Annotated in this window: 24 protein-coding genes; 1 reads left to right on the forward strand and 23 read right to left on the reverse strand. The window is 45.0% G+C overall.

The window, feature by feature from the left end; all coding sequences use genetic code 11:
* Positions 1-13: 13 nt before the first annotated feature.
* The 16 genes from dapA to Q8R38_02160 form a co-directional block, all read right to left on the reverse strand.
* Positions 14-886: a 4-hydroxy-tetrahydrodipicolinate synthase gene (gene dapA, locus Q8R38_02085; protein MDP3790812.1), complete on the reverse strand. Its 873-nt coding sequence runs from the start codon at positions 884-886 to the stop codon at positions 14-16.
* Positions 879-1,691 (reverse strand): diaminopimelate epimerase, encoded by an 813-nt coding sequence (dapF, locus tag Q8R38_02090; GenBank protein MDP3790813.1) that lies wholly within the window; start codon positions 1,689-1,691, stop codon positions 879-881. Before dapF ends, dapA begins: the two co-directional genes overlap by 8 nt.
* The gene (lysA, locus tag Q8R38_02095; protein ID MDP3790814.1) at positions 1,688-2,944 is read right to left on the reverse strand and encodes a diaminopimelate decarboxylase; all 1,257 of its coding nucleotides are present in this window, start codon (positions 2,942-2,944) and stop codon (positions 1,688-1,690) included. The genes dapF and lysA overlap by 4 nt, the downstream gene beginning before the upstream one ends.
* 3 nt (positions 2,945-2,947) lie before the next feature.
* Positions 2,948-4,291, reverse strand: a complete 1,344-nt coding sequence (gene argH / locus Q8R38_02100) for an argininosuccinate lyase (GenBank protein ID MDP3790815.1) — start codon at positions 4,289-4,291, stop codon at positions 2,948-2,950.
* Positions 4,291-5,472 (reverse strand): argininosuccinate synthase, encoded by a 1,182-nt coding sequence (locus tag Q8R38_02105; GenBank protein MDP3790816.1) that lies wholly within the window; start codon positions 5,470-5,472, stop codon positions 4,291-4,293. Before Q8R38_02105 ends, argH begins: the two co-directional genes overlap by 1 nt.
* A gap of 13 nt (positions 5,473-5,485) precedes the next feature.
* Positions 5,486-6,400, reverse strand: a complete 915-nt coding sequence (argF, locus tag Q8R38_02110) for an ornithine carbamoyltransferase (GenBank protein ID MDP3790817.1) — start codon at positions 6,398-6,400, stop codon at positions 5,486-5,488.
* 16 nt (positions 6,401-6,416) lie between these two features.
* Entirely contained in the window at positions 6,417-7,601 is a 1,185-nt protein-coding gene (locus tag Q8R38_02115) for an aspartate aminotransferase family protein (protein MDP3790818.1), read from the reverse strand.
* A 74-nt stretch (positions 7,602-7,675) separates the two neighbouring features.
* Positions 7,676-8,530 (reverse strand): acetylglutamate kinase, encoded by an 855-nt coding sequence (gene argB, locus Q8R38_02120; protein ID MDP3790819.1) that lies wholly within the window; start codon positions 8,528-8,530, stop codon positions 7,676-7,678.
* A gap of 66 nt (positions 8,531-8,596) precedes the next feature.
* A complete protein-coding gene (gene argJ / locus Q8R38_02125) occupies positions 8,597-9,817 on the reverse strand; it encodes a bifunctional glutamate N-acetyltransferase/amino-acid acetyltransferase ArgJ (GenBank protein MDP3790820.1) in 1,221 nt (406 codons plus the stop codon).
* A gap of 3 nt (positions 9,818-9,820) precedes the next feature.
* The gene (gene argC, locus Q8R38_02130; protein ID MDP3790821.1) at positions 9,821-10,834 is read right to left on the reverse strand and encodes an N-acetyl-gamma-glutamyl-phosphate reductase; all 1,014 of its coding nucleotides are present in this window, start codon (positions 10,832-10,834) and stop codon (positions 9,821-9,823) included.
* Between the two features lie 229 nt (positions 10,835-11,063).
* Positions 11,064-11,459, reverse strand: coding sequence for a 30S ribosomal protein S9 (gene rpsI / locus Q8R38_02135; protein MDP3790822.1), 396 nt, complete (start codon positions 11,457-11,459; stop codon positions 11,064-11,066).
* A gap of 23 nt (positions 11,460-11,482) precedes the next feature.
* A complete protein-coding gene (gene rplM, locus Q8R38_02140) occupies positions 11,483-11,911 on the reverse strand; it encodes a 50S ribosomal protein L13 (protein ID MDP3790823.1) in 429 nt (142 codons plus the stop codon).
* A gap of 99 nt (positions 11,912-12,010) precedes the next feature.
* Positions 12,011-12,628, reverse strand: a complete 618-nt coding sequence (locus Q8R38_02145) for an HAD hydrolase-like protein (GenBank protein MDP3790824.1) — start codon at positions 12,626-12,628, stop codon at positions 12,011-12,013.
* Entirely contained in the window at positions 12,598-12,843 is a 246-nt protein-coding gene (locus Q8R38_02150; GenBank protein ID MDP3790825.1) for a hypothetical protein, read from the reverse strand. Before Q8R38_02150 ends, Q8R38_02145 begins: the two co-directional genes overlap by 31 nt.
* Before the next feature lie 32 nt (positions 12,844-12,875).
* On the reverse strand, positions 12,876-13,610 hold the full coding sequence (gene truA, locus Q8R38_02155) for a tRNA pseudouridine(38-40) synthase TruA (GenBank protein ID MDP3790826.1): 735 nt from the start codon (positions 13,608-13,610) through the stop codon (positions 12,876-12,878).
* Positions 13,603-14,448 (reverse strand): GGDEF domain-containing protein, encoded by an 846-nt coding sequence (locus tag Q8R38_02160; GenBank protein MDP3790827.1) that lies wholly within the window; start codon positions 14,446-14,448, stop codon positions 13,603-13,605. Before Q8R38_02160 ends, truA begins: the two co-directional genes overlap by 8 nt.
* Before the next feature lie 107 nt (positions 14,449-14,555).
* On the opposite strand from Q8R38_02160, the gene Q8R38_02165 reads away from it, so the two are divergent.
* Positions 14,556-14,921, forward strand: a complete 366-nt coding sequence (locus Q8R38_02165) for a hypothetical protein (GenBank protein ID MDP3790828.1) — start codon at positions 14,556-14,558, stop codon at positions 14,919-14,921.
* Between the two features lie 15 nt (positions 14,922-14,936).
* Here the strand turns inward: Q8R38_02165 and Q8R38_02170 are convergent, their stop codons facing one another.
* From Q8R38_02170 to ilvC, 7 genes are read right to left on the reverse strand one after another with little or no spacing between them, the layout of a single operon-like run.
* Positions 14,937-15,263, reverse strand: a complete 327-nt coding sequence (locus Q8R38_02170; protein ID MDP3790829.1) for a hypothetical protein — start codon at positions 15,261-15,263, stop codon at positions 14,937-14,939.
* Entirely contained in the window at positions 15,256-15,783 is a 528-nt protein-coding gene (locus Q8R38_02175; GenBank protein MDP3790830.1) for a shikimate kinase, read from the reverse strand. The genes Q8R38_02170 and Q8R38_02175 overlap by 8 nt, the downstream gene beginning before the upstream one ends.
* Before the next feature lie 5 nt (positions 15,784-15,788).
* Entirely contained in the window at positions 15,789-16,913 is a 1,125-nt protein-coding gene (aroC, locus tag Q8R38_02180; protein ID MDP3790831.1) for a chorismate synthase, read from the reverse strand.
* Between the two features lie 10 nt (positions 16,914-16,923).
* Entirely contained in the window at positions 16,924-17,700 is a 777-nt protein-coding gene (locus tag Q8R38_02185) for a prepilin peptidase (protein MDP3790832.1), read from the reverse strand.
* Positions 17,693-18,547 carry a shikimate dehydrogenase gene (gene aroE / locus Q8R38_02190; protein ID MDP3790833.1) on the reverse strand — a complete coding sequence of 285 codons (855 nt, stop codon included), beginning with the start codon at positions 18,545-18,547 and terminating at the stop codon, positions 17,693-17,695. The genes Q8R38_02185 and aroE overlap by 8 nt, the downstream gene beginning before the upstream one ends.
* Positions 18,547-20,058, reverse strand: a complete 1,512-nt coding sequence (locus tag Q8R38_02195; GenBank protein MDP3790834.1) for a 2-isopropylmalate synthase — start codon at positions 20,056-20,058, stop codon at positions 18,547-18,549. The genes aroE and Q8R38_02195 overlap by 1 nt, the downstream gene beginning before the upstream one ends.
* Entirely contained in the window at positions 20,043-21,035 is a 993-nt protein-coding gene (gene ilvC / locus Q8R38_02200) for a ketol-acid reductoisomerase (GenBank protein ID MDP3790835.1), read from the reverse strand. The genes Q8R38_02195 and ilvC overlap by 16 nt, the downstream gene beginning before the upstream one ends.
* Between the last annotated feature and the right edge of the window lie 5 nt (positions 21,036-21,040).

The following is a 21,040-nucleotide window of genomic DNA, read 5'->3' on the forward strand; positions in this document are numbered from 1 at the left end:
CAAAAACTCCTTCCTATATTAACTTGTAATCCTTAAGGGCCTTTACAAGCTTCTCTTTATTCTCCGGGAGCATTTCACACAAAGGCAGCCTCATTGCCGGATCGATCATCTTCATAAGCCCCATCGCTGTTTTTACCGGGATCGGGTTTGTTTCGATAAACATGGCCTTTACGAGATTCAGCGTCTTGTAATGCAATTGCTCGGCCTTTTTAATGTCGCCTTTTTCAAAAGCGGCGCACATATCAGCGATATCACGCGGTATAATATTCGCGACGACAGATATGATACCTACCCCACCTATCGATAAGACCGGCAGCGTCAACGCGTCATCACCCGATATGAGCAGGAAATTTTTCGGACATATGTTTCTTATCCTGGCCATCTGCTCTAAGGACCCACTCGCTTCTTTTACGCCTATTATATTCTTTATTTCGGCAAGTTTAGCGAAAGTTTCCGGTTCGATATTTACACCGGTCCTCGAGGCGATGTTGTAGAGTATTATCGGTATATCTACCGCCTCGGCTATCGTCTTAAAATGAAGATATAGCCCTTTCTGCGTCGGACGATTATAATATGGGCTGACTTGCAGCGACGCTTGCGCGCCGGCCTTCTTGGCGTGCTTAGTAAGAGCTATCGCTTCGTCCGTTGAGTTTGAGCCGGTTCCCGCGATAACCGGTATCCTGCCCTTTACAAACTGTATCGTCAGCTCTATAACTTTGTCATGTTCGTCGTACGAAAGCGTCGCGGATTCACCGGTAGTGCCGCAAGGAACAAGGGCGCTGGTGCCGTTCTTTATATGAAACTCTACCAGCTCTTTCAGCGCTTTCTCGTCTACAGATCCATTCTTAAAAGGTGTAACTAACGCGACCATCGAGCCTTTAAACATTTTCTATATCCCCCTCATATACGAGTTTTGCCTTGCCTTCTAAATATACATTCTTAAAACTTCCTTCAACCACATCAAAATAGACTTTCAGCGTCTCCTTGCTTTTTGTTTCGACAGTTACCGGAGAGAAGAGATGCTCAGATTCCGCAGCTATTATAGCGCTGGCCACCGCACCGGTGCCGCAGGCAAGCGTCTCATCCTCAACGCCTCTTTCATAGGTCCTTACAGAAATTTTACTATTAGGCTGATCGACTATTTTTACAAAATCGACATTTGCGCCCTCTGGAGAAAAATCAGCATGGTACCTCATTTTAGAGCCAAGTTCTTTAACGCCTATATTCTCGATATCTTCAACGAAATGAATAACATGAGGAACGCCCGTATTTGTAAAATTAACTTTATACGGGCACTCATTTATCATAAGGCACAGGTTCCAGTGAATATCTTTAGGCTCTGTAAGCTTAACTTTTATCTCCTGGCCTTTTACGCCGGCATCCAATACACCCGCCAAGGTCTCGATCTTCATATTATCGGATGCGATCTTTTTCATGCTTGCATAAAGAGCGATGCAGCGCGAGCCGTTACCGCACATCTCGGCTTCGCTGCCGTCAGGATTGAATATGCGCATCTTAAAATCAGCCTTGTCGGACTTTTCTAAAAGCAGGACTCCGTCGGCCCCGACTCCGTATTTCCTGTCGCATAGCTCTTTGGCGGTTTTTGAAAAACCGCTACCTAATTGACCATTGCGATTGTCTATAATGATAAAATCGTTTCCTGTAGCGACTGCCTTTGTAAATTTAATCATCTCAAAACCTTTGGTATGACTTCGCCGCGGACCAGGTCCCTGTATGCCTCCTGCTTCCTAACAACATAAATCTTGCCTTCTATAACCATCACTTCTGCCGCACGAGGACGTGAGTTATAGTTGCTGGACATAGTAAAACCGTAAGCTCCGGCGCCCATCACCGCCAATAAGTCGCCCTTATGCATTTGAGGCAAGAATCTATCCTTGCCGAGAAAATCCCCGGATTCGCATATCGGTCCGACCACATCCACCTTTTCGCTCGTATCGGCGCTGTCAATAGCAACCTTCACAGGCACTATCTTATGATACGCGGTGTATAAGCTCGGCCTTATGAGGTCGCTCATACCGCTATCTACGATTACAAACTTATTATGCGGAGTCTCTTTTGTGTATAAAACCTTCGTAACAAGTATTCCGCTGTTCCCGGAAATAAACCGGCCGGGTTCAAGCACTATCTTAAGCCCGGAACTTTTCAGCATCGGCAGGACTTTCTGCGCAAAGCTCTTTGCGGTCTGCGGGTTCTCTATCGAATACATGATACCCAGGCCGCCGCCTATATTGAAATAGTCCACCTTTATGCGGGACCTCTTCAAAAACTCCAACACCTTCTTTATAGCGTCAACAAACGGTTCGCCGTCCAATATCTGCGAACCTATATGTATGTGAACGCCCCTGATATTGAGATTAGGATATTCTTTGTGCGAATTAAATATATTCCGTACGGTACCGAAATCAAGGCCGAACTTTGTATCGCCCTTGCCGGTAACTATATGCGCGTGCGTTTTGGCCGTAACATCCGGATTTATCCTTAAGGCTATATTAACCTTTTTCTTTAACTCCCCAGCCACAGACTGGATCTGATCAAGCTCTTCTTTGGACTCCACATTAAATAACAGGATTCCAAATTTAATCGCGTCGGCTATCTCGTCACGCCTCTTACCCACTCCGGCGTAAACTATGTTTTTCGCCGCGGCGCGGGCAAGACGCGCTCTATACAGCTCTCCGCCGGAGACGATATCGAGCCCCGCGCCGTTCTTTACGAGGGCGCGCAGTACCGCGATATTTGAATTACTCTTCACAGAGAAACATATAAGCGGCTTTACAGAACTAAAGGCGGATTCAAGTTTCCTAAAATGGTCTATCAGTGTCTGATAGCTGTATAGGTAGAATGGCGTAGGGATCTTCTTAGCGATATCGGCAACCGCCACATCCTCGCAATAAAGCTCGTTATCCTTAAATGTAAATTCGTGCATAAATTACCTTTTTATCGACTTCTTTGATTTTACCGAGACGACCGGATTAAATAATTTAACGATCTCTTTTTTAATAAACTTATCTGAAAATCTGCTTAATTCGTGCTGAGTCATCGTCTTTATCTCGATAGAATTGTCTATCGAATATTTTACAAGTTCCCCCACTACCGTGTGAGCTGTTTTGAACGCGACACCTTTATTCACGAGATAATATACTATATCTGTCGCATATAAAGACTCGTCGTCCAACTGCGATTCTATCTTATCTTTATTAAACTTGAGCGTATTTACAAGCCCTCTTAAAACTTTTAGCTCTTTTATGAGCGTTTCAAATGAATCAAAAAGAGGCTCCTTGTCGAGCTGCATATCTCTATTATAAGATAGCGGCAGGCCTTTGATGACAGCCAAGAAACCTATGCGATTGCCATATAATCTACCGGCACTTCCTCTTATAAGCTCAAGAGCGTCCGCATTCTTCTTCTGTGGCATCAGGGAACTTCCTGTGCAGAACGCTTCGTCTATATCGACAAAATCGAACTCTTTAGTCGACCATATTATAAGATCTTCGGCAAATCTGGATAGATGCGTCGCTATAATGGCCGTAACGTTTAAAGCCTCCGCCACAAAACTTCTGTCGCTTACAGTGTATACTGAATTTTTCGTCGGCTCTAATTTCAGCCCTGCTAAACCTATGCCAAGCTTTTTGGCATATTTATCTATAGAAACGTTGTAATGCTTAGCCTCTATCGGTGTTCCGGCAACTGCGCCCGAGCCCATAGTTAGCTTTATATCTGAAGAGGCGATCTTCACTTTATCAAGGCCGGCTTCAAGCATCATAATATAAGCACCAATATAGTCTTTTAGGTATATGGGTTGAGCGTGTTGCATATGCGTAAAGCCCGGAATTATAACATCGTTATTGGCCTTAGCTAAAGATTTTAACGCGTCTATAACGCCTGCGCATAACATAACGACTTGGGCCAGCTTGTCTTTGCAATATACTTTTGTGGCAAATACAACCTGGTCGTTTCTCGACCGGGCAGTGTGCAGCTTAAGAGCAAGGTCGCCAATCTGCTCTGAAAGCATATCCTGTATCTGGCTGTGTACATCCTCATAGGATAGGTCCGGTGAAAATTTACCATTGCCTATCTTCAAAAGGGCCGCCTGGAGCCTCGACGCTTCCTGCGGCTTCAGATATCCGGCCTTACCCAGAACTTCAACATGGACCATAGAGCCCAAGATATCGTATTTCGCCAGCTTATAGTCATACTGTATGGATTTGGTGAATTCTTCCACTGACTGGTCCGTCGGTTTTGAGAATCTTCCACCCCATAATTTTTTAGCCATTATTTGCCTCTTCCTTTGTATGGCAATCCCCAGAGCTCGATAAAGCCTTTGGCAAGAGATTGATCGAACTTATCGCCCTCCTCATAAGTGGCAAGCTCCTTCTTGTATAAAGAGTCGGGAGATTTTCTGCCCACTACCGAGCAGTTGCCTTTATGAAGTTTGAGTCTTACTGTGCCATTGACATATTTTTGAGTGTCATCCACAAATTTATCAAGCGCCTCTCTCAAAGGCGAATACCAGAGCCCGTAATAAACAAGCTCTGAATACTTTAAGGATACGATATCCTTAAAGTGCATAAGCTCTCTATCGAGCACAAGACTTTCGAGAGCTTTGTGCGCGGTATATAAAACCCATCCCGCCGGAGCCTCATATATCTCTCTGGACTTTATCCCGACGAGCCTATTTTCGATCATATCGCTTCTGCCGACGCCGGCATCGCCCGCGATCTTTCCCAGTTTTATGATAAGGCTCACGCCGTCCATAGTTTTGCCATCAAGCTTTACGGGAATGCCTTTTTTAAACTCCACCCCTACATAACAAGGCTGCGCCTTTGCCTTATCTACTCCTTTCGTAAGACAATAGATATCTTCGTCAGGCTCGTAATAAGGATCTTCCAGCTTCCCACTTTCAATCGATATTCCCCAAAGATTAACATCAATCGAGTAAGGCTTCTTTTTTGTTGTGTCGATGGGGATATTATGATTCTTCGCATATTCTATCTCTTCGCTTCTTGTCTTTAATTCCCATTCTCTTACAGGCGCTATTATCTTCAATTTAGGATCGAGCGCCATCGTAGTAACTTCAAATCTTACCTGGTCATTACCTTTTCCTGTGCATCCGTGCGCTACATATTGCGCGCCTTCCTTCTGGGCCGTCTCGACCAGGCCCTTCGCTATAACCGGCCTTGAAAGCGCCGTTGCCAGCAGGTACGAACCTTCGTATATAGCGTTTGCCTTCAACGCTTTAAACACAAAATCGTCAACAAATTCACTCTTAAGATCACCAACAATAGCTTTTATAGCGCCGGTCTTTAAGGCTCTGGCCTTATAAGTCTGAAAATCAGACCCTTGCCCAACGTCAGCCATATAAGCGATAACTTCATAGCCCTTATTTTTTAGCCATGTTATGGCAACCGATGTATCAAGCCCGCCTGAATACGCTAATACTACTTTTTTGCCCATAAAAGTTCTCCCGTTATCCTAATAGTTTCAAAAGAATCGCCTTTTGTATATGCATTCTGTTCTCCGCTTGATCATAGACTACGGAATTCTTTGAGTCTATCACGGAATCTGTTATCTCGTCGCCTCTATGCGCTGGCAGACAATGCATTACCAGGCAATTTTTATTAGTCAGTTTCATTATGCCGTCGTTAATCTGAAATCCCTCAAAATCTTTCATTCTCTTATCGGCTTCTTTCTCCTGGCCCATGCTTACCCATACATCCGTATAGACTATATCGGCCCCCTTGGCCGCAACTTTCGGGTCGTGCGTAAATTCTATCGTAGACTGTGATTCTAAAGCGCACTTTTTAGCCGTATCGACCGCTTTCTTTAACGGCTCATAACCTTTCGGAGTCGCTATCTTAATATTAAGCCCTACCTTGGCCGCGGCGCACATAAGAGAATTTAATACATTATTGGCATCCCCTATATAGGACAGGGTTATGCCTTTGAATGTGCCGAATTTCTCTTTTATGGTGAATATATCGCTAAGCGCCTGGCAAGGATGCGCGAAGTCGCTTAAACCATTCACTACGGGTACGGTGGCATATTTAGCCAGGTCCTCGGCGTCCTCATGTTTATATGTTCTCGCTACAAGGCCATCGAGATATCTTGATAAGACTTTGGCGACATCTTTGACCGATTCCCTTCCGCCCATACCTATCTCCGAAGGGCCAAGATATATTGCGTATCCTCCCAGCTGCACCATGCCTATCTCGAAAGAAACCCTCGTTCTATTCGACGGTTTCTGAAATATAAGCCCTATCGATTTGCCTTTAAGCGCATCGGCATATTTGGCCTTATATTTTTTTAAGGCCTTGCCGGTATCCAGTATATCAATAATCTCTTCAACCGAAAGGTCAGTTACCGATAACAGGTTCTTCTTCATTTCGATCACCTTTTTTCTACAATTTTGCCAGGACTTTATCTAATATAGAAACCGCTTTATCGATCTCCTTCGCGCTAACTGTCATAGGCGGCATTATCCTCAATACCGTATCCTGCGTGCAATTTAACAGAAGACCCGCTTCGAGACACTTCTGATAAATATCCTCGCCTTTAATATTTAACTCCACGCCTATAACTAACCCCACCGATCTAATCTGGCTTATAAAATGATACTTCTTCTTCAGGGCCTTAAGCTTCTTTACCAGGTAGGCGCCCATCTTATTCGTATTTTGCAATAACTTCTCTTTTTTTATCGCCTCAAATACCGCAAGTGCCGCCGCGCAAACAATGGGTGAGCCGCCGAATGTAGACGCATGCGTCCCCGGAGTGAGCACACTAGCGAACTTCCCTCTCGCCACGCAAGCTCCTATAGGCACTCCGCCGCCTAAAGACTTCGCGAGAGTCATAATGTCAGGCTCGATACCATACTGCTGATAGCAGAAGAATTTGCCGGTCCTGCCCATGCCTGTCTGAACTTCGTCGAGTATCATTACGATATCTTTTTCATCGCAGAGCTTTCTGACTGCCTGCATATATTCTTTGCTGGCTATATTTATACCGCCCTCACATTGTATAGGTTCAAACATCACGGCGATAGTCTTTTCGTTTATCGCTTCTTTCAATGCTTCTATATCATTAAAAGGAATATGGATAAAGCCTTTTATAAGCGGCTCGAATCCCTTTTTAACCTTATCCTGGCCCGTAGCCGATATCATCCCAAGAGTTCTCCCGTGGAAAGACTTCGTCATCGTGATGATCTGGTACCTGCCATTGTCGTGGCCATACTTTCTCGCAAGCTTTACAGCGCCCTCGTTCGCTTCCGCGCCGGAATTCGCGAAAAATACCTTACCCGAAAAAGACTCTTCTATTATTCTCTTTGCCAAAAGTCCCTGCAGTTGTGAATAATAATTATTCGACACATGCATCAGTTTTTTAGCCTGTTTTGCCACCGCATTCGAAACCATCGGATGGCAATGTCCTATGCCCGATACCGCCCATCCCGGAAAAAAATCCAGGTATTCCCTGCCATCTATATCCCAAACCTTGCTACCCTTTGCCTTCTCAAGGCAAAATGGCACCCTTTTATAAGTGCACATGACGTACTTATCGTACATCTCTACCACCTTATCAGTCTTATTCATCTGTTTCTTTCGTCCTTCACTATTTCTTAGGCTTCTTCTTCTGGCAACCGCATGTACCGCACATAAAAATTCTCCTATTTTACGATCTGAGTACCGATACCTTTATCGGTAAACATCTCTAATAAAAGAGCATGCGGAATACTGGCGTCGAGTATATGAGCCTTCTTTACTCCGCCCTTAATGGCATTTACACATGATGCCACCTTTGGAATCATGCCGCCATATATGATATTCTTCTTCATCAAACTGTTAATCTCTTTCACAGTAAGCGTATTATATAACGTTCTTGGGTCGTCCTTGTCTTTCATGACGCCCCGCACATTTGTCAAAAGTACAAATTTCTCAGCTTTTAAAGCAACTGCTATCTCGCTGGCCACATCATCGGCATTCACGTTATACAAATTTCTATCCCGTCCGGTTCCCAGAGGATATATGACGGGTATTATATTGTCTTCTATCAGCTGCTTAACTACAGTGGTATCGACCGAAGTAACTTCTCCTACAAAACCAAGATCGATTTGGGATTTGAGTTTCTTCACTTTAATAAGGTCATTCTCCCGCCCGCTCAAACCAAAAGCTTTAGTACCAAGGCCTTTGAGCGTATTTACAATCTGCTTATTTATAGTATGCAGCGCCTTATCGATAATGTATATCGACTCCTTATCGGTAACACGTCTGCCGCATATAAATTTCGGCTCTATGCCCGCCTTCTTCATAAACTTCGATATAAGAGGACCTCCGCCGTGCACAAGTATCGGCCTCATACCGGCGTAGTTCATGAATACGATATCCTCGAGCACCGACGGATCGATACCCTTCTCGTCCACGGCGGCACCGCCATACTTGATCACGACGACTTTCTCAAAGAAATTTTTTATATAAGGAAGCGCCTCAATCAATACTTCGCTCTTTTTAATTGCCTCTTTCATATGTATTTCACCTATTTCATCGCCCCGGTGACATGTGGTTTACTCCGCCACACCGGGGCGGTGTATTTATGTGCTATACTCCGAGTTTATGACTACGTATTCTTTGGAAAAGTCGCAGGTCCATGCCGTCGCGCCTGCTTTGCCGCTTTTCAGATCTACCGTTATATAAACCTTCTTCTTCTGAAATATCTTTTGCGCTTTTGCCCTATCGAAATTCTTTATACTCTGGCCGTTTAAAAGCGCTTTCATATTTCCAAGATATACATCAGCTTTATCCGGATCAAAATCTACTCCGCCGGCGCCGGCCGCCGCCACCACCCTGCCCCAGTTAGGATCCTCTCCGCATACAGCGCATTTTAACAGGTTCGATGTGGATATTTTTCTCGCTATCTTTCGCGCGTCATCCACGCTCTTCGCTCCCACAACCCGTATCTCAATAAATTTTGTAGCCCCTTCTCCGTCCACGGCAAGCAACTTAGCAAGTTCTTTGCATAAATATTTCAGAGCCGTGGTAAATTTATCATAGTCTTTGCCGTTAGACTTTATACATCTATTCTTCGCAAGGCCGTTAGCCAGTATAAAGCATGAATCGTTCGTGCTCATGTCCCCGTCAACGGATACCATATTAAATGAATCGGCTATTGCCTCATCAAGGCTTCGGGCCAGCATCTTTTTAGTTATCAAAGCGTCGGTAGAAATAAATGATAGCATCGTAGCGTGCATTTGTGTCTTCATATCGGGATACAGCATACCGACACCTTTACACGCGCCGCCTATAGTAACTGTAGCCGAACCCAGCTTTACCCTGACGGCCAATTCTTTTTTAACCGTGTCCGTCGTCATTATCGCCTGAGCGAATATGCTTCCATTTGCCGCGGATAAGCATGCGACAAGCTCGGGCACGGCGGACTCTATCTTTTCTATCGGCAGATAGTGGCCTATGATGCCTGTTGACGCGACTAAAACCTCTTTATCCCCCAGCAGCAGCCCCTCACCTACGAGCTTGGCCATGTTGGCCGCGTCCTTATCTCCAATTTTACCGTTAGCGCAGTTGGCGTTCCCGCTATTTACAACCACCGCCTGATGCGTCTTATTGCCCAAATATTTCTTGCTTACCTTTACCGGAGACGCCTGAAATCTATTTTTAGTAAAACTCGCCGCGGCGAAAGCGGGCACTTCGGAATATAGAAGCCCAAAGTCAAGCCGCCCCGACTTCTTTATGCCGGCTTTTACACCGCTTGCCAAGAAACCTTTCGGCGCCGTTACCCCGCCTTTGATAATATTCATCTATTAAACAAGCCCTTCCGTCTCGTCGAATCCGGCTATTATATTCATATTCTGTACTGCCTGGCCCGCCGCGCCCTTTTTAAGATTATCTATGCACGCGACGGCTATCAGCATATCACCGGTAACCTTCAAGCCTATATCGCAGTAATTCGAACCGACTATGTCTCTTATCTGCGGCAGCTTCCCTTCATCATATACCCTTACAAAAGGCTTGCCGCTGTAAAACTTCTTGTAAATATCTATCGCACTTTCCGTGTCGAGCTTCTTCGTCAGCTTCATATATATAGTAGAGAGTATGCCTCTATTCATAGGTATAAGATGGGGTGTAAATACAACCTCCATCTTTTTGCCTCCGATTTCCGACAGTATCTTGTTTATCTCGGGCTTATGCTGGTGGTCATTGACCTTGTATGCCTTAAGATTCTCATTTACCTCACTGAATGATAGCGCGAGATCGGGCTTTCTGCCCGCGCCGGTAACTCCGCTTTTTGAATCTATTATGACAGAACCGTCGTCTATCGCTTTCTCCTTGACCATTGGCGAAATACCTAAAATAGCGCTGGTGGGATAACATCCCGGATTCGCTATTAACTTGGCCTTCTTTATCTTCTCCGAATAGATTTCCGGTAAACCGTATACCGCAACAGGCAGATTAGCCTTATCGCTATGATCTGTGCCATACCAGGTTTTATATACATCGGCGTCAAGCCTATAGTCGGCGCTTAAATCTATGACTATCTTGCCCGCCTTCAGGAACACGGGCGCTATCTGCATCGAAATTTTATGAGGAAGCGCCAGAAATACCAGATCAATATTTTTAGCCATCTTTTCGGCATCCGGCTTATGACACACAAGATCACATCTTCCTTTGAATGCCGGAAATATCGAAGATATGGGCTCTTCCTTATCAATAACGGCGGACAGTTCCGTTATCTTCACGCCCTTGTGATTGATCAAAATTTTTATGACTTCTTCGCCGGCGTAACCTGTCGCGCCGACAACTCCAACCTTTAACATATCCCTCTCCTTTTCTGCTTCGCCCTTCAACTTGTAGTATCCAGTTGGGCTTCGCAGGAATTTCTTGTAAGGCCCTACGAAGCCATACCTGAATTCTCAATATTTGAACGGCGAAGTAGGCCCTTCCGTCGAGTAAAGTATTTATATTAAATTAAAAAACCTATCCTGTCAACTAAAATATCGTCGGAAGTTGACAAGATAGGTTTTAAATTGTCGTCGAGGTTTTTAATTACCTCTTAGTATATTGGAATCTCCTTCTTGCTCGCTTACGGCCATACTTTTTGCGCTCCCTGGCGCGCGCGTCGCGCGTAAGGAACTTGGCCTTTTTGAGGGTAGACTTTAAGCTCTCCTGTATTTTAACAAGAGCTCTTGCTATGCCTAATTTCATCGCACCGGCCTGCCCGCTGGCCCCGCCGCCTGCCACCATCGCAAATATGTCGTATTGGTCCGGTAATTTAACCAGTTCGAGCGGCTGCATAATAATAAGGCGATGACTTTCCCTGATGAAATAGTCATTGAACGGCCTTTTATTTACCGTCATCTTTCCGCTTCCTGGAATCATGCGGACACGCGCGGTAGCCTCTTTGCGTCTTCCGGTTGCAAAATATTGGACTTTCTCTGTCATTATCTTATATACTCCTTAGTGCTTTACACAGCCAGCGGCTTTGGCATCTGAGCCTTATGCGGATGGTTCTCATCTGCATATACCCTAAGCTTTTTCAGCAACTTAGCCCCAAGCTTACTTTTGGGAAGCATCCCCTTAACCGCGTGCCTTATAACGTAGTCCGGATGCTTCTTCATCTTAGTAGCGAGATTTTCCTTATGCAAACCGCCTGGATAGGCAGAATATCTCAGATACATCTTATCTTCGATCTTATTACCCGTAACTTTGATCTTGCTCGCGTTTATTACGATAACCTCATCGCCCGTATCCTGGTGAGGTGAATATATAACTTTGTTTTTACCTATCAATACAGCGGCTATCTTGGACGCAAGCCTGCCCAGCACCTTGTCTTTTGCGTCGACAATGTACCAAGCTTTTTGTATATCCTTTGTTTTCGCTATATAAGTCGTCATAACCCCTTCTTTGTCCTTATTAAATAGAACCGCCTCTTATTATTCAAGAGGCGGTAAATGATACCATACACACTATGCATTGTCAACTAAAATATATAATTAAAGAACGCCCCGCTGACTTAAGTCTTCTTTCAGCTTATCGGCACCCTCGTATCTTATGGACTCTATGCCAAAATCGCTGGCCTCTCTTATCAGATCCTCGCGGTCATCTATATATATAACCTGCGACTTATCACCGCCTGCCTTACTTACGGCGTCCTCAAATATCTTCTTTTCGGGCTTCATAGCGCCCACGGCAAAAGACAGGATAACCTCGTCAAATATCTTTATTATATCAAATTTTTTCTCTATATACTCAAAATGCAGCCTATTAACATTGGAAAGCAAAAACAATTTATATTTTGACTTCAACTGCCTTGCCAGATTGCAAGACTCTTTATCCTCCCAGAATATATCGTTCCATATCGAAACAAAGTCATTAAATGGTATCTTTATATTAAGAAACTCTGTTACGCGTGAATAAAATACCTTCGGCGATATAAGGCCTTTTTCAAAGTCCCTCGTGATTTCTGAGTCAAAAAAAAGACTGCGAACCTTTTCGGAATCTAAATGAAAAAGACTCGCTATCTTCTTTGCCGATATCCTGTGGTCAAACCTGATTAAGGTATTACCTAAGTCAAATATTATTACTTTGACAGATTTGTTCCGTGATAACACTTCATTGCCTTTGGATTACAAAACGACTTGCCATGAGACGCAAATTTTACACTGCTCTCAACGGCGGTGGCCATAAGGCTCAACGCTATAATAGCTATGCCGAGAGTATAACCAAGCGTCTTTAATAACCCTTCTTGCTTTTGGGCAAGTACACAGAGGACATAACCGATACCGAGCGACATAAACAACATGAACGCGCCCTTCATTAAATACATCTTCCCCCTCCTTCCCTGCCCTTAGGCAGGCTTTAGTACTCCACCTTCATCAAACAGAGCCCTTTTGCCGGCGCTGTCGGCCCTACAAGAGCCCTGGTCTTCGTCTTTAAAATTTCATTCACTATGGATTCGGATAACTTTCCGCGGCCTATCTCCAATAGTGTTCCGGAGATTGTCCTGACCATGTTGTACAAGAACCCGTCGGCACATACATCAATATATACCAAATCGCCGCATCTTTCAACTTTAATATTCTTTATCGTACGGATAGTATTTTTCTCTTTTGACCCGGAGGCTTGAAACGCCTTAAAATCGTGCCTGCCCACAAGCGTTGCCGCCGATCTTCTCATGCGGCTTATATTCAGCGGATAGGAAAACCTCGCGACAAAATGTCTTATAAATGGGTCTACAAAATGTGAGGTCGTTACGGTATAACGGTAGTGCTTCGACTTTGCGCATCTCTGGGCGTCAAATCCCGAAGATACCTGTTCTATGGAGTTCACTAATATATCGTCGGGCAAAGCGCTATTCAGCGCCGCCTTGATTTTATTTATAGGAAGTTTTGAATTTGTCCGAAAATTAGCCACCTGATACCTGGCATGCACGCCGGAATCGGTCCTGCCGGAGCCTCTTAATTTCACGGTGTGTCCCATTATTTTTTTGAGGAGAGATTCCAGGACCTGCTGGATGGACTTTGCGTTCTTTTGAAACTGCCAGCCGGCGTAACGCGTGCCGTCATAACTTATGCTAAGCCTTACATTACGCACTTACAACTTCGTGTTCTATTGTATTCATCCCGCTGTCTTTTCCGCTGTACATAACGCTGCCTACTTTTTTCATCATCTCTTCTACGGAGGACGGAGCTTTTAAGAATGTCACGGTGCCAAATGTAAAAGTTACCGGCCACTCATTCTTCTCCATCGTATTTAAAAGGACGTTGCGGATCCTGCTTAAAACTACCTGCGCGGCCTCGGCCCCCGTCTCCGGAAGCAATATTGCAAACTCATCCCCCCCGAACCTGGAGATAAGATCTATTTTGCGCAAATTTTTCCCTATTGTATCCACGACACAGCGCAAAAGCTTGTCTCCTGTGTGGTGGCCAAAACGATAGTTTATCACTTTAAGGCTGTCTATATCTACATACGCTACCGTAAATGGATGCTTATATCTGCCAAGGCGCTCTATCTCCATGAAGGCAATATCATAAAAAGCTTTTCTATTCATAGCGCCTGTTAACGCGTCTGTCCTCGAGAGCTCTTCATTTATGCCCAAAGCGTCTTTAAGTATGCACAATAGATAAACCACGAGAAAGAAGAATACAAGCTCCATGGACATATTCAGGTAAGATATGGACGCGTGAGAAGAGTACATCCTGTCATTTATACTTTCCACGACCCAAATTAAAGCACATATTACCGCCGCTATAACGCCGAGTCTTCTGGTAGTGAACCATACAAAAAAATGCACTGGGATAAGATAGAATACCAAAAAAGACAGGTTGTCACCCGTGATGCGATCGGCAAGGCCGGCGGCGGCTACAATTATCAGGCCTATCGCTACGAGTAGCGGCCTCGGCTGCTTACGTAATAAGTCATATAAAGTCATTTTGCGCTCGCCTCCCTATTTGTATATTTAAGTTAATTTTATCCGACTTTTATCCCTTTTGCAAGGTAATTTGAATTATATTGATATGTAGTGTATAATCTAATCTTATGAGATACGCGATCTTACCGATAATTGCTTTAATGATTGGCGCGGGAATACTGTATGCGCAGGATGATGGCGACAGTGGCGTTGAACCGGGCATCATGCAAACACAAACCGGAAGCTTGACCGTGGGAGCCGGCCTGACCCAGAAACAGGTTGGAAATTTTTCCGTAGTCTCCGCCGAAGACGCGGACGTAACAACCGACGGGAAAACTGTATATATGGAAGATATTTATGAGTATGTCGGCAGAAAATTTAAAGCAGTTGAAGCACGCCTGAAAAAAATAGAAACCGGACAGGAAGATATTAAAAACAGACTTAAGAAGCTTGAGGATAGCCTCACTAAAGATAAAGCCGCATCACTCAGATAACTGCTGCAGCGAACCTCACAGCTTTATCCTGTCCTGCCTGCTGACGATCAGGCCGAATACGATCCAGCTTATTATGATTATGGATACGCTTACCGCGATACAATTCAATATGACTATACCTCTATCCAATTTTATCGTCTCTTTTTTTAGCACATCCATTATGTAGTTGTTTTCAGAATCCTTTAGAATCTGTCCGGATTTAACCTGCTCTACCATGATCGCTTTTATCTTATTTTCAAGCGAACCCATCTTTCTGTATAAAGGCAGGCCTATAACAATATAGTTGAACACTATTACCGCTAAAAGCGTTACTCCTACCCAGACTCTTGCCTTTTTAAGCATTTTTCTCCTTAGCGGACTCTGCTATGCTAACTATCTTGTCCACAACCTGATTCACTGTGAAAATGCCTGTATCGATACAATGATCGGCCTTCGCGTAAAACGGTGCGCGCTTAGCGAGTAAGCTGCGTATCTTCTGTTTCGGGTCTTCCACATTAAGCAATGGCCTGTGTTTATATTTTTTCGTTCTCGCCATTATAGTCTCTTCGTCCGCCATCAAACATATAGTGACACCGCTCGCTTTCATATTGGCCCAATTCTCATCCCTCAATACCGCCCCGCCTCCGGCATCTATGATAGCATTATCAGTAGCACAGGCTTCGCTTAATACCTCGCTTTCGACATTCCTGAAATAATCTTCTCCCTTTTTGGTAAAGATCTCGTTTATCGTCGCCTTTTCCCTCTTTTCGATCATGTCATCTATAGAGATGTAATTCATGCCAAGCCGGTGCGACAGCTTAATCGCTATGGTAGTCTTACCGCTTCCCATAAATCCAACGAGAATAATATTTTTCTTGATCATTAATATTAGAACTTCCTTATTTGCGCCAAATATCCGCTGTAATTTCTCTTCATCTCGGTAATGGAATCCCCGCCGAATTTCTCTATAAATGAGTTTGCGATCTCTATAGCCGATACGGCCTCGCCGATTACTGCGGCCGCGGGAACGGCGCACACATCGGATCTTTCCACGGTGGCCTTAACTTTCTTCTTCGTCCTGATATTTATGGTAGATAGCGGCCTTATAAGCGTGGATATAGGCTTCATGGCCGCCTTTATAATTATATCTTCGCCTGTCGTCATGCCGCCCTCTATTCCTCCGGCATTATTGGTCTTTCTGTAGAATCCGTCCTTTTTGGCATGGAATATTTCATCGTGGACTCCCGAACCTTTTGCCGCGGCGGCTTCGAAACCCATGCCGAAACTTACTCCCTTTATCGCCTGAATGGACATTATCGCTCTCGCGAGATTCGCGTCTATCTTCCTGTCCCATTGAACATAGCTGCCCAGCCCCGGCACAACACCGTGTATAACGACTTCAAACACTCCGCCCAATGTATCGCCCGCTCTTGCCGCTTTGTCTATCTGCTCGCACATAAGTGACGACGCGTGCGGATCGGCGCACATTACCGGAGACTTGCCTGATATTGAAACTATCTTTTCGACAGTCAGGCCCTTTGCCCTGGACTGCGCCGCGCCTATGGCAACAACATGGCTTGCTATTTTTACGCCGAATTGCGCCAAGAATATCTTCGATACCGCTCCCGCTGCGACTCTGGCCACTGTTTCTCTGGCGCTGGCTCTTTCAAGGACGCTGCGGATATCATCGAGATTATATTTCAGCACTCCGGTTAAGTCCGCATGTCCGGGACGCGGTTCATAAACTTTTGGAAGCCTGTCGATAGACTGATCTATGTTCTTTACGAGAAGTGATATGGGGCTGCCTATCGTCTTGCCGGCTCTTAACCCCGAAAGGATCTCTACCTTGTCTGTCTCTATCTGCATACGCTTGCCGCGGCCGTATCCGAGCATGCGTTTTGCCAGCTCATCATCCACTATTGTCTTGTCGATATACACCCCCGCAGGCATACCGTCAATGATAGTAAGCATGCATCTTCCGTGCGATTCACCGCCTGTCAAGTATCGAAGCATATGGCCCTCCTTAAAAAGTTCCCTGAAATAGAAATTTTAAAACTTTTTCTCCGAAAAAAATAGAAGATACGGCCGCCATAGATAGATACGGCCCGTAGGGAATTATATCCTTACCTTCTCTTATCTTCAATATTATGCCCACCACAGAGCCGAATATCGGCGCTGTAAAAAAAGTCAATATCGTCAGCTTCCACCCTATAAAAGATCCTATCATCGCAAGCAGTTTAACATCTCCTCCGCCCATCGCCTCTTTTTTAAAAGCAAACTCGCCCAACATGCCCATCGCATAGATCATCATGCCGCCTGCCATTGCCCCCAAAAATGAATTTAAGACTCCACCCAGCCTTGTAGGTTCGTTCAATACCGACGGAAACGCTGCCGATAGAGCCAACCCGACTATGAGGCCGCCCACGGATATCTCATCGGGTATCTCTTGTATCTCAAAATCCACAAATGTAGCTATTACCAGGCCACAGACCATGATAATGTACGCGAAAAATTTCGCGCTGATACCGAAAGATACGAAAAGCGCCAAAAACGCCAGCGCGGTAATGACCTCTACTATAAAATACCTGAAAGAAATTTTTGCCTTACAGCATCTTGCTTTACCACCCAGAAATATGTAGGCCAGTATAGGTATGTTGTCAAACCAGCGTATCTTAGCCGCGCAATTAGGGCAATGCGATCCCGGAATGATCACGGAGCGCCCTTTTGGAAGGCGGTATATGCACACGTTCAAGAAACTGCCCACTATCGCGCCAAAAATAAATACAAAGGCCTTATCCATTATTCTCCATCGCTTCCTGCAAAGCTTTTCTCATCACCTCGACAGGCGCTTTCTTGCCTGTCCATAACTCAAATGCTATAGCGCCCTGATATAATAGCATCCCTAATCCAGTCGTAGCCTTCAGATTCTTTTTCAATGCCTCCCCAACAAGCTTGGTAACAGGCCTATTATAAACTAAATCATAGATGTATAAGTCTGGGTGTAAAAAATTCGAATCTATAGGAGACGGATCGTCGTCCTTCATCCCTATAGGAGTGGCCTGGACGAATAGGTCCGCATTCTCAAGATCTTTTTCAAAATCGCCTCTTTTCATCACTTCAAGCTTACGCCAGCTATAATATTTTTCGAAATGCTTCTTAAGCTCGCCCGTCATATAGTTGTCTATGTCGGTAATATATATCTTCTTAGGCTTTTCTCCCAGATACATCACCACCGCCCTGGCCGCGCCTCCGGCGCCAAGCACAAATACGGTCTTATCTTCCGGCTTAAATTTAAGGTCCTCTATCAGTGATTTGTAAAAACCCGGTCCGTCGGTATTAAAACCGTGCAATTTTTTCGCGTCTACTTTAATAGTATTTACCGCGCCCAGCCTTGAGGCGTGCTCATCCAGAATACCGTTTTTTTCGATGTACCCTTTAGCCTTTACCTTATGGGGAATAGTTACATTTACGCCGGATATGCCATTTTTGGACAGGTCTTTTAGGAATGCTTCCAAGTCTTCGGGGAGAATATCGAATAATTTATATTCGGCATCGATCTTAAGCGCCTTGAACGCGGCATTATGCATGGCGGGAGAAAGAGAATGCCCAACCGGATGACCGATAAGCCCGTAAGTGAGTTTTGCCATTATTTTTTATGTAGAAGCTTATTTACGGCGTTGATATACGCCTTTATACTTGCCTCTATGATATCGGTAGACGCGCCTCTGCCGGAGACAACAGCGCTTTTTGATCCTATCTTGACCGATACTTCACCAAGAGCGTCTTTGCCGCTCGTGACAGACTTTATCTGATAATCAAGAAGCTTTCCGCCTATCTTGATCACTTTATCGATGGCCTTATAACAGGCATCGACCGGACCGTCGCCACTGGATGAGCTTTCAAAGGCCTTGCCCTTATATTTAATCTCTATCGTCGCGGATGGCTTTATGCTGTCACCCGAGGTAATATGGAAATGCTCTAACCTTAACGCTTCGGGTATCTTTGATATCTCTTCATCTACTATAGTTTCAAGGTCTTCGTCAAATATCTCTTTCTTCTTATCGGCCAGTTCCTTAAAACGGTTAAAAGCCTTTTCAACCTGATCTTCTTTTAAGGTAAACCCAAGACTCAACAGCCTCGCTTTAAATGCGTGCCTGCCGGAATGTTTCCCTAAGACGAGTTTTGTTTCGGTGACACCTACATCCTCTGGCTTCATTATTTCGTAGGTTATCCTCTCCTTAAGCACTCCATCCTGATGTATTCCGGATTCATGCGCGAAGGCATTGGCGCCTACTATAGCTTTGTTTGGTTGTACCGGCATGCCGGTCAGCTTCGATACGAGGCGGCTCGTCTTGAATATCTCTTTTGTGTTTATACCGGTGCTTATATTTTTGAATATATCATTACGAGTTCTTATCGTCATAACTATCTCTTCCAAAGACGCGTTACCCGCGCGCTCACCCAGCCCATTTATCGTGCATTCTACCTGCCTCGCGCCATTGAGCACCGCGGCTAAAGAGTTCGCTACGCCAAGACCAAGGTCGTTGTGGCAATGCACACTTATTACGGCCTTGTCGATATTCGGTACGTTCTCTTTTATGCCTTTTATTATGCTGGCAAATTCGAATGGCGTGGAGTACCCAACTGTATCGGGAATGTTTACAGTTTTGGCGCCGGCATTTATAACAGCCTCGACTACCTTATATAGGAAGTCTCTATCGGTGCGCGAAGCGTCCTCGGGTGAAAATTCAATGTCGTTACACTTATTTCTGGCATATTTTACAGCAGCCGCCGCAAGGCGCAGTATCTCGTCTTCCGCCTTCTTGAGCTTATATTTCATATGTATCTTTGAAGTCGCGAGAAATACATGAATGCGCGGATGAGATGAATATTTTACCGCGTTATAAGACGCATCTATATCTTTTTCTATGGCGCGCGCCAGGCCGCAGACAACAGGGCCCTTCACTTCTTTAGCTACACGCTTTACTGATTCGAAGTCTCCGGGGCTGGAAATAGGAAAGCCTGCCTCAATTACATCGACGCCGAGAACAGCGAGCTGTCTCGCTATCTCGATCTTCTCGTTGATATTCAGGCTGGCGCCCGGACACTGCTCCCCATCGCGCAGCGTCGTATCAAATATTATTATTTTTTCATCCATGGCATCATTTTGCGAAGATCCTGACCGACCTTTTCTATCTTGTGCTCATCGCCCTTCTTTAAAAGCGCTGTCCAATTAGGCCTGCCAGTCTCATTCTCATTTATCCATTCGCGGGCAAATTTGCCGCTTGTGATCTCTTTAAGAATCTTCTTCATCTCTTTGCGCGTTCTCTCGGTAATGATTCTCGGTCCGCGCGTAATATCGCCGTAACAAGCTGTGTTCGAAACTCCGCGCCTCATTCCGCTTACGCCTCTTTCCTGGATAAGGTCTGTGATAAGTTTCAGTTCATGCAATACTTCAAAATACGCTATCTCCGGCTGGTATCCGGCGTCGACAAGTGTATCAAAGCCGGCCATGATAAGTTCACTCACTCCGCCGCAAAGAACGGCCTGTTCGCCGAATAGATCCGTCTCGGTCTCTTCGTTAAATGTAGTCTCGATGACTCCGGCCTTTGTCCCGCCGATGCCTTTAGCGTATGCAAGCGCTACCTTCAGCGCGTTGCCGGTGGCGTCTTGATGAATAGCGACCAGGCACGGCACGCCTTTGCCTTCTTCATACATCTTTCTTACTAAAGCGCCCGGCCCTTTAGGGGCTATCATAACGACGTCTATCTTTTTTGAGGGCTTTATCTGTTTAAACCTTATATTGAAACCATGCGAAAATATCAATACCTTGCCTTTTGTCATATTCTCGGCGATCTGTTCCTTGTAAACCTTTGCCTGTACGTGATCTTCTGTCAATATCTGGATGAGATCCGCCGCCGCAGAAGCCTCTTTAGCGGATACGGGATTAAAACCATCGGCTTTCGCTTGCTCGTAATTTTTTGTTCCGGGCAGCTCGCTTACTATTACCTCAAGCCCCGAATCTCTTAAGTTAAGGCTCTGTCCACGGCCCTGGATACCATATCCTATTACGGCTATCTTTTTCCCCTTCAGAATATTCAGATCAGCATCGTTGTCATAATAAATCTTTGCCATTGCTT

The sequence above is a fragment of the Candidatus Omnitrophota bacterium genome (assembly GCA_030695905.1).
Taxonomy (GTDB): domain Bacteria; phylum Omnitrophota; class Gorgyraeia; order 2-01-FULL-45-10; family 2-01-FULL-45-10; genus CAZHPY01.

Excerpts from the sequence above, each read along its gene's own strand:
- dapA (MDP3790812.1), bottom strand. The coding sequence starts at position 886 with ATGTTTAAAGGCTCGATGGTCGCGTTAGTTACACCTTTTAAGAATGGA.
- dapF (MDP3790813.1), bottom strand. The coding sequence starts at position 1,691 with ATGATTAAATTTACAAAGGCAGTCGCTACAGGAAACGATTTTATCATT.
- lysA (MDP3790814.1), bottom strand. The coding sequence starts at position 2,944 with ATGCACGAATTTACATTTAAGGATAACGAGCTTTATTGCGAGGATGTG.
- argH (MDP3790815.1), bottom strand. The coding sequence starts at position 4,291 with ATGGCTAAAAAATTATGGGGTGGAAGATTCTCAAAACCGACGGACCAG.
- Q8R38_02105 (MDP3790816.1), bottom strand. The coding sequence starts at position 5,472 with ATGGGCAAAAAAGTAGTATTAGCGTATTCAGGCGGGCTTGATACATCG.
- argF (MDP3790817.1), bottom strand. The coding sequence starts at position 6,400 with ATGAAGAAGAACCTGTTATCGGTAACTGACCTTTCGGTTGAAGAGATT.
- Q8R38_02115 (MDP3790818.1), bottom strand. The coding sequence starts at position 7,601 with ATGAATAAGACTGATAAGGTGGTAGAGATGTACGATAAGTACGTCATG.
- argB (MDP3790819.1), bottom strand. The coding sequence starts at position 8,530 with ATGAAAGAGGCAATTAAAAAGAGCGAAGTATTGATTGAGGCGCTTCCT.
- argJ (MDP3790820.1), bottom strand. The coding sequence starts at position 9,817 with ATGAATATTATCAAAGGCGGGGTAACGGCGCCGAAAGGTTTCTTGGCA.
- argC (MDP3790821.1), bottom strand. The coding sequence starts at position 10,834 with ATGTTAAAGGTTGGAGTTGTCGGCGCGACAGGTTACGCCGGCGAAGAA.
- rpsI (MDP3790822.1), bottom strand. The coding sequence starts at position 11,459 with ATGACAGAGAAAGTCCAATATTTTGCAACCGGAAGACGCAAAGAGGCT.
- rplM (MDP3790823.1), bottom strand. The coding sequence starts at position 11,911 with ATGACGACTTATATAGCGAAAACAAAGGATATACAAAAAGCTTGGTAC.
- Q8R38_02150 (MDP3790825.1), bottom strand. The coding sequence starts at position 12,843 with ATGTATTTAATGAAGGGCGCGTTCATGTTGTTTATGTCGCTCGGTATC.
- Q8R38_02160 (MDP3790827.1), bottom strand. The coding sequence starts at position 14,448 with ATGACTTTATATGACTTATTACGTAAGCAGCCGAGGCCGCTACTCGTA.
- Q8R38_02165 (MDP3790828.1), top strand. The coding sequence starts at position 14,556 with ATGAGATACGCGATCTTACCGATAATTGCTTTAATGATTGGCGCGGGA.
- Q8R38_02170 (MDP3790829.1), bottom strand. The coding sequence starts at position 15,263 with ATGCTTAAAAAGGCAAGAGTCTGGGTAGGAGTAACGCTTTTAGCGGTA.
- Q8R38_02175 (MDP3790830.1), bottom strand. The coding sequence starts at position 15,783 with ATGATCAAGAAAAATATTATTCTCGTTGGATTTATGGGAAGCGGTAAG.
- aroC (MDP3790831.1), bottom strand. The coding sequence starts at position 16,913 with ATGCTTCGATACTTGACAGGCGGTGAATCGCACGGAAGATGCATGCTT.
- Q8R38_02185 (MDP3790832.1), bottom strand. The coding sequence starts at position 17,700 with ATGGATAAGGCCTTTGTATTTATTTTTGGCGCGATAGTGGGCAGTTTC.
- aroE (MDP3790833.1), bottom strand. The coding sequence starts at position 18,547 with ATGGCAAAACTCACTTACGGGCTTATCGGTCATCCGGTTGGGCATTCT.
- Q8R38_02195 (MDP3790834.1), bottom strand. The coding sequence starts at position 20,058 with ATGGATGAAAAAATAATAATATTTGATACGACGCTGCGCGATGGGGAG.
- ilvC (MDP3790835.1), bottom strand. The coding sequence starts at position 21,035 with ATGGCAAAGATTTATTATGACAACGATGCTGATCTGAATATTCTGAAG.